Genomic DNA, 14,128 nt, shown 5'->3' with positions numbered 1-14,128 from the left:
TGATGGGATGATCTTTCGCGTGAAAAGTTGGTTGATGGCGGCGTGCTTACTGTTGCTTACGGCACAGTCTGGTGCCGCGAGTTTAGCGGATATTCAGGTATCGAACGGCGATTCTCAGGCGCGAATCACCTTTAGTTTTATTGGTGATCCTGAGTATGCCTTTTCTCAGGATGATAAGAAAAGCGTTGCTCTGGATATCAAACAAACCGGTGTGATTCGCGGTTTACCTCTGTTGTTCAGTGGAAATAACCTGGTGAAAAGCATTCGTTCAGGGCAACCGAAAGATAGCGATTCCTTACGCCTGGTGGTTGATCTCACTGAGCCTGGCAAAACTCGCGCTGTGAAACAGCAAAATGGTGCGAATTACACAGTTGTGTTTACCATTAACGCCGATGTGCCACCACCGCCACCTCCACCACCGGTTGTTGCCAAACGCGTGGAAGCCCCGGTAGTTACCCGACCGACAGAACCGGCAAAAAATCCGTTTAACCCGCAAACCGTTACTGGCGCAATCAGTTCGAATACGGCGATGCATCCTGCGCGAACTCAACGCACCACAACTCAATCCGATACCGTGGTTGTGGCGATTGATGCTGGGCATGGTGGACAAGACCCGGGTGCGATTGGTCCGGGTGGGACGAAAGAGAAAAACGTCACTATTTCTATTGCCCGTAAACTGCGTTCCTTGCTCAATGACGACCCGATGTTTAAAGGCGTGCTGACCCGCGATGGCGACTATTTCATTTCGGTGATGGGCCGCTCGGATGTCGCGCGTAAACAGAACGCCAATATTCTGGTTTCCATTCATGCTGATGCTGCGCCTAACCGCGATGCGACCGGGGCATCCGTCTGGGTGCTGTCAAACCGCCGTGCAAATAGCGAAATGGCGGGCTGGCTCGAACAGCACGAGAAGCAATCCGAGTTGCTGGGTGGTGCGGGCGATGTACTGGCCAATAGCCAGGCTGACCCGTATCTGAGCCAGGCGGTACTGGATTTGCAGTTCGGCCATTCCCAGCGTGTCGGGTATGATGTGGCGACAAAAGTGCTGGCTCAAATGCAACGTGTCGGCGCGTTACACAAGCGTCGCCCTGAGCATGCAAGCCTTGGCGTATTGCGCTCACCAGATATCCCTTCTGTGCTAGTGGAAACCGGGTTTATCAGTAACAACTCGGAAGAGCGCCTGCTTGATAGCGATGATTATCAGCAAAAAATTGCCCAGGCCATTTATCAAGGGTTGAGGGACTATTTCCAGACGCATCCGTTACAATCAGCACCTGCCCCGGGGCAAACCGCACGTTCGCAAGGTGCGGGTCTCGATCAGGTCGCGATTACTCAATAAGGAAATTTCATGCCGATTCAGGTTCTGCCGCCGCAACTTGCCAACCAGATTGCTGCTGGCGAAGTGGTAGAGCGCCCCGCATCGGTGGTGAAGGAGCTGGTTGAGAACAGTCTGGATGCTGGCGCTACTCGTATTGATATTGATATCGAACGCGGTGGCGCCAGGCTTATTCGTATTCGTGACAACGGCTGCGGTATCAAAAAAGACGAGCTGGCGCTTGCGTTGGCTCGCCATGCCACCAGTAAAATTGCTTCACTTGATGACCTTGAGGCGATTATCAGCCTTGGTTTTCGTGGCGAAGCGTTAGCCAGTATTAGCTCAGTTGCCCGTCTGACGTTAACGTCACGTACCGCCGATCAAAGTGAGGCCTGGCAAGCCTATGCCGAAGGCCGTGAACAAGATGTGACGGTGAAGCCCGCAGCGCATCCAGTCGGAACCACGCTTGAAGTGTTGGATCTGTTTTACAACACACCTGCCCGGCGCAAATTCATGCGCACTGAAAAAACCGAATTCAACCATATTGATGAGATTGTCAGGCGTATTGCGCTGGCACGTTTTGATGTGTCGATAAACCTGACGCATAACGGCAAAGTGATTCGCCAGTATCGTGCGGTAGCAGAAGGTGCACCGCGTGAACGTCGCCTGGGTTCGATTTGCGGCACGCCGTTCCTCGAACAAGCGTTGGCGATTGAATGGCAACATGGCGACCTGGCATTACGTGGCTGGGTGGCGGAGCCAACGGGCACGACTTCCGCGCTGGCAGAGATTCAATATTGTTATGTCAATGGCCGCATGATGCGTGACCGCTTGATAAATCACGCCATTCGCCAGGCGTGTGAAGATAAGCTCGGAGCCGATCAGCAGCCTGCATTTGTACTCTATCTGGAGATTGATCCGCATCAGGTGGATGTGAATGTGCATCCTGCCAAACACGAAGTGCGGTTCCATCAATCGCGTCTGGTGCATGACTTTATCTATCAGGGCGTGTTGAGCGTGCTGCAACAGCAGACAGAAAACCGTTTGCCACTAGAAGAAACAACCGAAGAACCGCAACAGAGCTGGCAGCCGGAAAACCGCGTTGCATCTGGACGTAACCAGTTTTCAACACCTGCACCCACTTCCTCTGTTGTTCGTGAATCATCGCCTCGCAGTTCTTCGCCAAATGGTGGTGGATATAGCGGCGGCGGCGCCAGCAAAAACACACCTTTATGGCCTCATGCGGCACCGGGTTTCCAGAAGAAAGAAGGGGCGCTGTATCGCGAGCTTCTGAATACGCAAGCTTCCCCAGCGCCAAAAAATCGTGCCGCTGAACCTGAAACCGACGAAGCGTTAGACGCCCACGCACAAAGTTTTGGCCGTGTACTGACGGTGCTTGCACCGGACATGGCATTACTGGAACGCGACGGCAAAATTATGCTGCTTTCATTAACCGTGGCTGAACGCTGGTTGAAAATGGCGCAGTTAGTACCGGGTAGTGAAGGTGCGCGGGCACAACCATTGCTGATCCCTGTACGCCTGAAAGTGACGAAAGAAGAACAAGACGTTCTGGTTAAATATCAGTCGCTTTTATTGGAAATGGGCATCGAATTTGTCGCAGAGTCGCGTCAGATAACAATTCGCACCGTACCTTTACCTTTACGTAAACAAAATTTACAAATCTTGATTCACGAACTGCCAGGATACCTGGCGCAACAGACAGAGGTTAACGCAACACAGATTGCTCAATGGTTTGCTCGTCAAATGGACGGCTTTCATGAACAATGGAATCTGGCACAGGCAATTGCCTTGCTGGCTGATGTAGAGCGCCTTTGTCCGCAGCTGGTGAAATCACCACCTGGCGGTTTGTTACAACCTGTTGATTTACAATTGGCGATGAACGCCCTGAAACATGACTGAAGTTAAGCAAAGCCTGCCACAGGCAATTTTTCTGATGGGGCCGACGGCCTCAGGTAAGACAGCGTTGGCCATTAATTTGCGTAAAACGTTGCCGGTAGAGTTGATAAGCGTCGATTCGGCCCTTATCTATCAAGGAATGGATATTGGTACAGCGAAGCCTACTGCCGAAGAACTGGCTCAGGCTCCGCATCGGTTACTCGACATTCTCGACCCGGCACAGGCTTATTCAGCCGCAGATTTCCGGCGCGATGCGTTGGCTGAAATGGCAGACATTACCGCAGCCGGGCGTATCCCCTTGTTAGTTGGGGGAACGATGCTCTACTTCAAGGCATTGTTAGAAGGTTTGTCACCGTTGCCATCTGCCGATCCGGAAGTTCGGGATCGGATAGAAAAACAGGCTGCAGAGCAAGGATGGGAGGCGTTGCATCGTGAGTTAGCACAGGTTGATCCTGTCGCCGCTGCACGTATTCATCCAAATGATCCACAAAGGCTTTCCCGCGCACTGGAAGTTTTTTTCATTTCGGGTAAAACTTTAACGGAACTGACGAAAACGTCAGGAGAAGCTCTGCCTTACCAGGTGCATCAGTTCGCCATCGCCCCGGCGAGCCGTGAACTGCTCCATCAAAGAATTGAGCAGCGTTTTCATCAGATGTTAGCTTCTGGATTTGAAGCTGAAGTACGGGCTCTTTTTGCCCGTGGTGATTTGCATACGGACATGCCTTCCATTCGTTGTGTGGGTTACCGGCAGATGTGGTCTTATCTGGCAGGTGAAATTCCGCATGATGAAATGGTTTATCGTGGTATTTGCGCGACGAGACAATTGGCTAAGCGCCAAATGACCTGGTTAAGAGGTTGGGAAGGTGTTCACTGGCTAGACAGTGAGAATCCGTCTCAATCTTATAACGATGTAGTACAGGTTGTTAGTGCGAAGCACCAATGAATGTGTACAATTGAATCGTTATGGTGCGCAGTATCTTACGCAGTTTTTCAGAGCCTCAGGGTTCTTGAGTTACAAACAACAAGCATATAAGGAAAAGATAGAATGGCTAAGGGGCAATCATTACAAGATCCGTTCTTGAACGCACTGCGTCGCGAACGTGTTCCAGTTTCTATTTATTTGGTGAATGGTATTAAGCTGCAAGGGCAGATTGAGTCTTTTGATCAGTTTGTGATCCTGTTGAAAAACACGGTCAGCCAGATGGTCTATAAGCACGCGATTTCAACTGTTGTTCCGTCACGTCCGGTATCTCATCACAGCAATAACACCGGTACTAGCGGTTCTGGCAGCTACCACCACGGCGGCAGCGCGCAAGGTTCTGCGCCACAACAAGACAACGAAGAAGCTGAATAAGGCATAACGTTGTTTTTCCAAGACGGGGAACCAGGGATGATGGGTTCCCCGCTGGTCTTTTTGAGAGGTTATACGCTTGTTTGACCGTTATGATGCCGGTGAGCATGCGGTACTAGTACACATCTATTTTTCGCAAGACAAAGACATGGAAGATCTAGAGGAATTTGAATCTCTGGTCTCTTCAGCCGGTGTCGAAGCATTGCAGGTGGTTACTGGTAGCCGTAAAGCTCCTCACCCGAAGTATTTTGTTGGTGAAGGTAAGGCAATTGAAATTGCCGATGCAGTGAAAGCCACTGGGGCATCGGTCGTTTTATTTGATCATGCGTTGTCTCCAGCTCAGGAGCGTAACCTCGAAGCGCTGTGTGAATGTCGTGTCGTCGACAGAACCGGCCTGATTTTAGATATTTTTGCTCAACGTGCGCGTACCCATGAAGGTAAGTTGCAGGTTGAACTGGCTCAGTTACGTCACATGGCAACTCGCCTTGTGCGCGGCTGGACCCACCTTGAGCGTCAGGGAGGGGGGATTGGTTCTCGAGGCCCTGGGGAAACTCAGCTTGAAACCGACCGCCGTTTACTACGCAATCGGATTATGCAGATCCTTGGACGCTTAGAACGAGTCGAAAAACAGCGTGAGCAAGGGCGAAGATCGCGTGCCAAGGCTGATATCCCGACCGTATCTCTGGTGGGCTACACCAACGCCGGCAAATCTACCCTGTTTAATCAGATAACTGCAGCTGGCGTTTATGCTGCAGATAAGTTGTTTGCCACACTTGATCCAACATTACGTCGTATTAACGTTACGGATGTTGGTGAAACCATACTGGCCGATACAGTAGGTTTTATTCGTCACCTGCCACACGATTTAGTGGCGGCGTTTAAGGCAACCTTGCAGGAAACTCGTCAGGCGACACTGTTATTACATGTCATTGATGCAAGCGACCTGAGGATTGAGGAAAACATTGCCGCGGTAGATACCGTTCTCGAAGAGATTGAGGCTGATGAAATTCCAACGCTCCTGGTGATGAATAAGATAGATATGTTGGATGATTTCGTTCCACGTATCGACAGAGATGATGAAAATATGCCGATTCGGGTCTGGCTTTCTGCCCAGACCGGAGACGGTATTCCACTGCTTTTCCAGGCTTTGACAGAGCGTTTATCTGGTGAAATTGCACAGCATACGTTGTGCTTACCCCCCCAGGCTGGACGACTTCGGAGCCGGTTTTATCAGCTTCAGGCAATAGAAAAAGAGTGGATGGAGGAAGACGGCAGTGTTGGCTTACAAATTCGTATGCCTATTGTTGACTGGCGTCGCCTCTGTAAACAAGAACCGGCACTCGCTGACTATATTGTCTAGCCAGTCAAGGGAATGTCCTGAAGACTTTTTCCCCTTCGGGGGATATCACCGCACAACAAATATGGAGCATAAACATGGCGTGGAATCAGCCCGGTAATAACGGACAGGACCGCGACCCGTGGGGAAGCAGCAAACCTGGCGGCGACTCTGGGGGTAACAAAGGAGGGCGGGATCAGGGGCCACCTGATCTGGATGATATCTTCCGAAAATTAAGTAAGAAACTTGGTGGTCTGGGCGGCGGTAAAGGCGGCGGTTCCGGTTCTGGTGGTGGTTCTTCGCAACTTCCACGTCCTCATATTGGTGGCCGCATGGTTGGCATCGTTGCCGCCGTGGCTGTTGTTATTTGGGCAGCGACTGGGTTCTACACCATTAAAGAAGCTGAACGTGGTGTTGTAACTCGTTTTGGTCAATTCAGCCATTTGGTTGAGCCGGGTCTGAACTGGAAACCGACATTCATTGATAGTGTCAGAGCGGTAAACGTTGAGGCAGTACGTGAATTGGCTGCTTCCGGTGTGATGCTGACTTCCGATGAGAACGTCGTTCGCGTCGAGATGAACGTCCAGTACCGTGTTACCGATCCGCGTCGTTATCTGTTTAGCGTAACCAGCGCAGACGATAGCCTGCGTCAGGCAACCGACAGTGCATTGCGTGGTGTTATTGGTAAATACACCATGGATAAGATCCTCACTGAGGGTCGTACCATTATTCGTAACGATACTCAGCGCGAACTGGAAGAAACCATTCGCCCGTACAACATGGGTATTACCCTGCTGGACGTCAACTTCCAGGCTGCTCGTCCGCCGGAAGAGGTGAAGGCTGCATTTGATGATGCGATTTCTGCGCGTGAAAACGAACAGCAATACATCCGTGAAGCAGAAGCGTATACCAACGAAGTTCAGCCGCGTGCTAACGGTCAGGCGCAGCGTATTCTCGAAGAAGCTCGCGCTTATAAAACACAGACTGTGTTAGAAGCTCAGGGTGAGGTTGCTCGCTTTGCCAGATTGTTGCCGGAATACAAGGCTGCGCCGGAAATTACCCGTGAGCGTCTGTATATCGAAACCATGGAAAAAGTGCTTAGCCATACCCGTAAAGTTCTGGTTAACGACAAAGGCGGTAACCTGATGGTTCTTCCTCTGGATCAGATGCTTAAAGGTGGTTCACAGCCTGCGGCGAAGAGCGATACTAGTGGTGCGAACAGCTTGTTGCGTCTGCCACCTGCATCCAGCTCAAGCAGCGGCAGCGCCAGCACACCGTCCTCGTCAAGCCGGGGCGATATCATGGATCAGCGCCGTGCCGACGCACAGCGCACTGATAACCAGCGCGTAGGGAGTGAATAACGATGCGTAAGTCAGTCATTGCTTTAATTATCATCGTGCTGGTAGTGCTGTTTACCTCGGTCTTCGTGGTACAGGAAGGTGAGCGCGGAATTACGTTACGCTTCGGTAAAGTGTTGCGTGATGACGAAAACAAGCCGGTGGTCTACGAACCAGGTCTGCATTTCAAAGTACCGTTTATCGAGTCGGTTAAAACCCTTGATGCACGTATTCAGACTATGGATAACCAAGCCGATCGCTTTGTAACCAAAGAGAAGAAAGACCTGATCGTTGATTCCTATATCAAATGGCGTATCAGTGATTTCAGCCGCTACTACCTGGCAACCGGTGGTGGTGATGTTTCTCAAGCTGAAGTGCTGTTAAAACGTAAGTTCAGTGACCGTCTGCGTTCTGAAATTGGTCGTCTTGATGTGAAAGACATCGTGACCGATTCTCGCGGTCGTTTGACTCTGGACGTGCGTGATGCGCTGAACTCAGGTTCTGCAGGTACTGACGATGAAGTGTCAACACCTGCTGCGGATGATGCGATTGCCTCAGCAGCTGCGCGTGTAACGGCGGAAACCAAAGGTAAAGTGCCAGTGGTTAACCCGAACAGTATGGCAGCGCTGGGTATTGAAGTGGTCGATGTGCGTATCAAGCAGATCAACCTGCCAGCTGAAGTGTCTGAGGCTATCTACAACCGTATGCGCGCAGAGCGTGAAGCGGTTGCTCGTCGCCACCGTTCACAAGGTCAGGAAGAAGCTGAGAAGCTGCGCGCTACCGCCGACTACGAAGTGACTCGTACTCTGGCAGAAGCCGAGCGTATGGGCCGAATCAGCCGTGGTGAAGGTGATGCAGAAGCTGCCAAACTGTTTGCTGACGCATTCAGCCAGGATCCAGATTTCTATGCCTTCATTCGTAGCCTGCGTGCTTACGAGGCGAGCTTCAATTCTGGTCAGGACGTTATGGTGTTAAGCCCGGATAGCGATTTCTTCCGCTACATGAAAACACCAGCGAACAGTTCACGTTAATATTCGCAAGTTATCTATCAAGAGCCGGTCTGACCGGCTCTTTTTTTATGGGTGTTAGAGGAAATTATGAATTCGACAATCTGGATGGCATTAGCACTGGTATTAGTGCTCGAAGGACTCGGACCAATGCTTTATCCGCGTATGTGGCGTCGTATGATAGCCGCTTTAATCCAATTACCCGATAACACGCTGCGTCGTTTTGGCGGCGGACTAGTGGTTGCAGGTGTCGTTGTCTACTACATGTTGAGTCGAAGCGGTGGTTAAGCCACGTTGAGGTGGCTGATTACCATTTTGTATACTAAAAGGGCTGATCATCGGGGAAACCGATGGTAGAATCCTTTTTTAAGCAAACGGTGATTTTGAAAAATGGGTAACAACGTCGTCGTACTGGGCACCCAATGGGGTGACGAAGGTAAAGGAAAGATCGTAGATCTTCTGACTGAACGGGCTAAATATGTTGTGCGCTACCAGGGCGGTCACAACGCAGGCCATACTCTCGTAATCAACGGTGAAAAAACCGTTCTTCATCTTATTCCATCAGGTATTCTGCGTGATAACGTTACCAGCATCATCGGTAATGGCGTTGTGCTGTCTCCTGCTGCACTGATGAAAGAGATGAAAGAGCTGGAAGACCGTGGGATTCCGGTACGTGAGCGCCTGCTGTTATCTGAAGCATGTCCGCTGATCCTTGATTATCACGTAGCGCTGGATGTGGCTCGTGAGAAAGCGCGCGGTGCTAAAGCTATCGGTACTACCGGTCGTGGCATCGGTCCTGCGTATGAAGACAAAGTGGCCCGTCGTGGCCTGCGCGTTGGCGACCTGTTCGACAAAGCTACCTTTGCCGACAAACTGAAAGAAGTTCTGGAATACCACAACTTCCAACTGGTTAACTTCTATAAAGTTGAAGCGGTTGATTACCAGAAAGTTCTGGACGATGTCATGGCTGTTGCTGACATTCTGACCAGCATGGTAGTTGATGTCTCCGATCTGTTGGATCAGGCACGTAAGCGCGGCGACTTCATCATGTTCGAAGGTGCTCAAGGCACACTGCTGGACATCGACCACGGTACCTATCCGTACGTGACCTCTTCCAACACCACCGCGGGTGGCGTGGCAACAGGTTCCGGCATTGGTCCACGTTATGTTGATTACGTTCTGGGTATTATCAAAGCGTACTCTACTCGCGTTGGCGCAGGTCCGTTCCCAACTGAACTGTTTGATGATATCGGCGAGTTCCTGTGCAAACAAGGTAACGAGTTCGGTGCGACCACTGGTCGTCGTCGTCGTACTGGTTGGTTGGATATCGTTGCTGTGCGTCGTGCAGTGCAGATCAACTCCCTGTCAGGTTTCTGCCTGACCAAGCTGGACGTACTGGACGGCTTGAAAGAAGTTAAACTGTGCGTAGGCTACCGTCTGCCAGATGGCCGTGAAGTGACTACCACTCCAATGGCTGCTGACGATTGGGAAGGTATCGAGCCAATCTACGAAACCATGCCTGGCTGGTCCGAAACGACCTTCGGCGTGAAAGAGCGTAGTGGTTTGCCGCAAGCAGCGCTGGACTATATCAAGCGTATTGAAGAACTGACTGAAGTACCAGTAGACATTATTTCTACCGGTCCAGACCGTTCTGAAACCATGATTCTGCGTGATCCGTTCGACGCATAATGATGTGATGGGGTGTGCTTAGCGCACCCCAACTGTTTTATCCTGCCGTTTTATCTACCTTCCCCTATTAAATAAATTAGCTGGCAACCTTATGGCTGGTTTATCATCAATCTATACCCGTCATACTTCATGTTGCAGCGGCGTTGGCTGCACTCACTCACCCCAGTCACTTACTTAAGTAAGCTCTCGGGGATTCTTGAGCTGGCCGCCTGGCTGCAACCCGAATTATTTAGGGTATAGTATTTACAGCTATTAAGCGTTTCCCCTCCCACCCTAGAGGTTGATGTGCAGTTAACGAGTTTTACTGATTACGGTTTACGTGCTTTGATTTATATGGCGTCTTTGCCAGAAGGCAAAATGACGAGCATTTCTGAGGTAACAGAAGTGTACGGAGTATCACGTAACCACATGGTGAAAATCATCAATCAACTCAGTCGCGCTGGCTATGTGACGGCAGTGCGCGGCAAAAACGGTGGTATTCGCCTCGGCAAGCCTGCGCAAACAATTCGTGTGGGTGATGTGGTGCGCGAGCTGGAACCGCTATCTTTGGTGAACTGTAGCAGTGAGTTTTGTCATATTACCCCCGCATGTCGCCTCAAACAGGCACTGGCTCAGGCGGTGCAAAGCTTTCTAACAGAGCTGGATAAGCACACGCTGGCCGATTTGGTGGACCAAAACCAACCGCTCTACAAATTATTGCTGGTGGAATAAATCACGATTTCCTCAGCAAATGACAACGGAGGAACCGCAATGTCAAAAGATCCTTTTCAGGAACGAGAAGCCGAAAAATACGAAAACCCGATCCCAAGCCGGGAGTTTATTCTCGCTCATCTCTCCAAACGTGAAAAACCAGCCAATCGTGACGAACTGGCTGAAGAACTAAATATTACTGGTGAAGAACAACTTGAAGCGCTGCGTCGCCGTTTGCGAGCCATGGAACGCGATGGACAGTTGGTCTTTACCCGTCGCCAGTGCTATGCCCTTCCAGAACGTCTTGATTTGCTCAAAGGCAAAGTTATTGGTCATCGCGATGGCTTTGGCTTCCTGCGCGTAGAAGGTCGTAAAGACGATCTCTACCTTTCATCTGAACAGATGAAAATGTGTATGCATGGCGACATCGTACTGGCGCAACCGCTGGGTGCTGACCGTAAAGGCCGTCGCGAAGCGCGTATTGTGCGTGTGCTGGAGCCAAGAACCGGGCAAATTGTTGGCCGCTACTTTACCGATGCGGGTATCAGTTTCGTGGTGCCAGACGACAGCCGTCTGAGCTTCGATATCCTTATCCCACCAGAAGGGGTAATGGGTGCACGTATGGGCTTTGTGGTAGTGGTTGAACTCACCCAACGTCCAACTCGCCGCACCAAAGCGGTTGGTAAAATTGTTGAGCTTCTTGGCGACAACATGGGCACCGGCATGGCCGTCGATATGGCGCTGCGCACCCACGAAATCCCTTATATCTGGCCACCAGAAGTTGAAGCCCAGGTTGCTTCCCTGAAGGAGCAAGTGCCAGAAGAGGCCAAAGTTGGCCGCGTAGATTTGCGTGATCTGCCACTCATGACCATTGATGGTGAAGATGCGCGTGACTTCGATGACGCCGTATTTTGTGAGAAAAAACGTGGCGGCGGCTGGCGCTTGTGGGTTGCGATTGCTGACGTAAGTTATTACGTTCGCCCGCCAACCGCACTGGATAAAGAAGCGCGTAACCGCGGCACGTCAGTTTACTTCCCGTCGCAGGTTATCCCGATGCTGCCGGAAGTGCTGTCCAACGGCCTGTGCTCGCTCAATCCACAGGTTGACCGTCTGTGTATGGTCTGCGAAATGACTATATCTGCAACGGGTCGCCTGACAGGCTCTAAATTCTACGAAGCGGTAATGAGTTCCCATGCGCGTCTGACCTACACCAAAGTGTGGCATATGTTGCAGGGCGATCAGGAACTTCGTGAGCAGTATGCGCCGCTGGTTAAGCACATCGAAGAGCTGCATAACCTGTATAAAGTGCTGGATGTTTCTCGCGCAGAGCGTGGTGGCATCTCGTTTGAAAGTGAAGAAGCGAAGTTTATCTTCAACGCTGAACGCCGCATCGAGCGCGTTGAGCAAACTGTACGTAACGATGCGCATAAGCTAATCGAAGAGTGCATGATCCTCGCGAACATTGCAGCCGCTCGCTTTGTTGAAAAACATAACGAACCGTCGCTGTTCCGCGACCACGATCGTCCAACCAACGAAGCGATCACCTCGTTCCGTTCTGTGCTGGCTGAACTGGGTCTGGAATTACCGGGAGGGCAGAAGCCTGAACCGCGTGATTACGCAGAACTGCTGAACTCGATTGCCGATCGTCCGGATCATGAAATGCTGCAAACTATGCTGCTGCGCTCCATGAAACAGGCGGTTTACGATCCAGAAAACCGTGGTCACTTTGGCCTTGCGCTGCAATCTTATGCGCACTTTACCTCGCCGATTCGCCGCTATCCGGATTTGTTGTTACACCGTGCAATTAAGTATCTGCTGGCGAAAGAGCAGGGCCATAAGGGTAACAGCACCGAGTCTGGCGGCTGGCACTATGACATGGAAGAGATGCTGCAACTTGGCCAGCATTGTTCCATGGCTGAACGCCGTGCCGATGAAGCCACACGCGATGTTGCCGACTGGCTGAAATGCGACTTTATGCAGGATCAAGTTGGTAATACCTTTACTGGCATTATCGCAAGCGTCACCGGTTTTGGCTTCTTTGTCCGCCTGACCGATCTGTTTATCGACGGCCTGGTACACGTTTCTACTCTTGATAACGACTATTACCGCTTTGACCAGGTTGGGCAACGCCTGATTGGTGAATCCGGCGGTCAGACTTATCGCCTGGGTGACCGTGTAGAAGTGCGCGTTGAAGCCGTTCACATGGACGAGCGCAAGATTGATTTTGCTTTGCTCTCTAGTACTCGCGTACCTCGCGGTGCGGGTAAAACTGAGAAAGACAAAGCGAAAAGAGGCGCTAACGGCAACGGACCGAAACGTCGTCAAGCTGGCAAACGCGTAAACTTCGAGTCAGACAGTGCTTTCCGTAAAGAGAAAGGCCCTGCGAAGCCGAAGAAAGCGAAAGCCGACAAAAAAATCGAGAAAAGCGCCGAACCGAAGGTGAAGAAACCAAAAACGCCATCGGATAAAACTCGTAAGATAGCGGCAGCAACGAAAGCTAAGCGGGCAGCGAAAAAGCAGCCGAGTTAGCCTTGAAAGGGTGGATGATACTTTGTTTATCCACCCTGAAACTGCTTTTCGTAGGTCGGATTAGCGTAAGCGACATCCGACATTTACGAGCAAATTAACACTGGTGCATCAGCACCTGAAATGAGTAACAGTAATGAGTGAAATGATTTACGGCATTCACGCCGTCCAGGCGCTACTTGATAACGCCCCCCAGCGTTTTCGGGAAGTCTTTATCCTTAAAGGCCGTGAAGACAAACGTCTGATGCCTTTAATTCATGCGCTGGAAGCCCAGGGTGTTCCGGTTCAAATGGCAAACCGCCAATGGCTGGATGAAAAATCTGAAGGCGCTGTGCACCAGGGCATTATTGCTCGCGTGAAACCGGGTCGTCAGTATCAGGAAAATGATATTCCGGACCTGCTTGCAGGTCTTGAACAGCCATTCTTGCTGATTCTGGATGGCGTTACCGACCCGCACAACCTCGGTGCTTGCCTGCGTAGCGCAGATGCTGCCGGCGTACATGCGGTTATCGTACCGAAAGACCGATCTGCACAACTGAACGCTACTGCCAAGAAAGTGGCCTGTGGTGCAGCTGAGCATGTTCCGCTTATCAGTGTGACCAACCTGGCTCGAACTATGCGTTTATTGCAGGAATCGAACGTTTGGATCGTCGGTACCGCGGGTGAAGCAGACCACACCTTGTTCCAGAGCAAAATGACCGGCCCAATGGCGCTGGTGATGGGCGCTGAAGGGGAAGGTATGCGTCGTCTGACTCGCGAACATTGCGATGAGCTGATTAGCATCCCAATGGCTGGAACCGTTTCTTCATTGAATGTTTCCGTCGCGACCGGTATTTGCCTGTTCGAAGCTGTGCGTCAACGCAGTTAATTTCTTGTGGGGTGCTTTCGCACCCCGCTTTGTGATCCCTCTCCATGCATAAGCGCTGTCACCGTCCATACTAATGGCATTGCCATTAATGG

At 51.2% G+C, this 14,128-nt stretch carries 12 protein-coding genes; all 12 read left to right on the top strand.

Annotated elements, in window-relative coordinates; all coding sequences use genetic code 11:
- The first annotated feature begins 7 nt into the window (after positions 1-7).
- The 12 genes from amiB to rlmB all read left to right on the top strand — a co-directional run bounded on the left by amiB (position 8) and on the right by rlmB (position 14,036).
- Complete coding sequence (amiB, locus tag LVQ79_RS16060; protein WP_232865694.1) at positions 8-1,339, top strand: N-acetylmuramoyl-L-alanine amidase AmiB; 1,332 nt, start codon at positions 8-10, stop codon at positions 1,337-1,339.
- Positions 1,340-1,348: 9 nt separating this feature from the next.
- Positions 1,349-3,235: a DNA mismatch repair endonuclease MutL gene (mutL, locus tag LVQ79_RS16055; RefSeq protein WP_232865693.1), complete on the top strand. Its 1,887-nt coding sequence runs from the start codon at positions 1,349-1,351 to the stop codon at positions 3,233-3,235.
- On the top strand, positions 3,228-4,175 hold the full coding sequence (miaA, locus tag LVQ79_RS16050; protein WP_151994109.1) for a tRNA (adenosine(37)-N6)-dimethylallyltransferase MiaA: 948 nt from the start codon (positions 3,228-3,230) through the stop codon (positions 4,173-4,175). The genes mutL and miaA overlap by 8 nt, the downstream gene beginning before the upstream one ends.
- A 102-nt stretch (positions 4,176-4,277) precedes the next feature.
- Positions 4,278-4,586, top strand: coding sequence for an RNA chaperone Hfq (gene hfq / locus LVQ79_RS16045; RefSeq protein WP_151994108.1), 309 nt, complete (start codon positions 4,278-4,280; stop codon positions 4,584-4,586).
- 76 nt (positions 4,587-4,662) lie between these two features.
- Positions 4,663-5,943: a ribosome rescue GTPase HflX gene (gene hflX / locus LVQ79_RS16040; protein ID WP_151994107.1), complete on the top strand. Its 1,281-nt coding sequence runs from the start codon at positions 4,663-4,665 to the stop codon at positions 5,941-5,943.
- 74 nt (positions 5,944-6,017) lie between these two features.
- Positions 6,018-7,280 (top strand): FtsH protease activity modulator HflK, encoded by a 1,263-nt coding sequence (gene hflK / locus LVQ79_RS16035; RefSeq protein ID WP_134186262.1) that lies wholly within the window; start codon positions 6,018-6,020, stop codon positions 7,278-7,280.
- Positions 7,281-7,282: 2 nt separating this feature from the next.
- A complete protein-coding gene (hflC, locus tag LVQ79_RS16030) occupies positions 7,283-8,287 on the top strand; it encodes a protease modulator HflC (protein ID WP_034461175.1) in 1,005 nt (334 codons plus the stop codon).
- 66 nt (positions 8,288-8,353) lie between these two features.
- Positions 8,354-8,551, top strand: coding sequence for a DUF2065 domain-containing protein (locus LVQ79_RS16025; protein WP_034461177.1), 198 nt, complete (start codon positions 8,354-8,356; stop codon positions 8,549-8,551).
- Positions 8,552-8,653: 102 nt separating this feature from the next.
- Positions 8,654-9,952, top strand: a complete 1,299-nt coding sequence (locus LVQ79_RS16020) for an adenylosuccinate synthase (RefSeq protein ID WP_034492792.1) — start codon at positions 8,654-8,656, stop codon at positions 9,950-9,952.
- A gap of 285 nt (positions 9,953-10,237) precedes the next feature.
- Positions 10,238-10,663 carry a nitric oxide-sensing transcriptional repressor NsrR gene (gene nsrR / locus LVQ79_RS16015; RefSeq protein ID WP_034461180.1) on the top strand — a complete coding sequence of 142 codons (426 nt, stop codon included), beginning with the start codon at positions 10,238-10,240 and terminating at the stop codon, positions 10,661-10,663.
- 39 nt (positions 10,664-10,702) lie between these two features.
- Complete coding sequence (rnr, locus tag LVQ79_RS16010) at positions 10,703-13,171, top strand: ribonuclease R (RefSeq protein WP_232865692.1); 2,469 nt, start codon at positions 10,703-10,705, stop codon at positions 13,169-13,171.
- A 133-nt stretch (positions 13,172-13,304) separates the two neighbouring features.
- A complete protein-coding gene (rlmB, locus tag LVQ79_RS16005; RefSeq protein WP_154152004.1) occupies positions 13,305-14,036 on the top strand; it encodes a 23S rRNA (guanosine(2251)-2'-O)-methyltransferase RlmB in 732 nt (243 codons plus the stop codon).
- Positions 14,037-14,128: the final 92 nt, after the last annotated feature.

Source organism: Buttiauxella cochleicola (assembly GCF_021282405.1).
In the GTDB taxonomy this organism is placed as follows: Bacteria; Pseudomonadota; Gammaproteobacteria; order Enterobacterales; family Enterobacteriaceae; genus Buttiauxella; species Buttiauxella massiliensis.
Note: the sequence above shows the minus strand (reverse complement) of the source record. Positions and strands in the feature narration are given on the sequence as shown.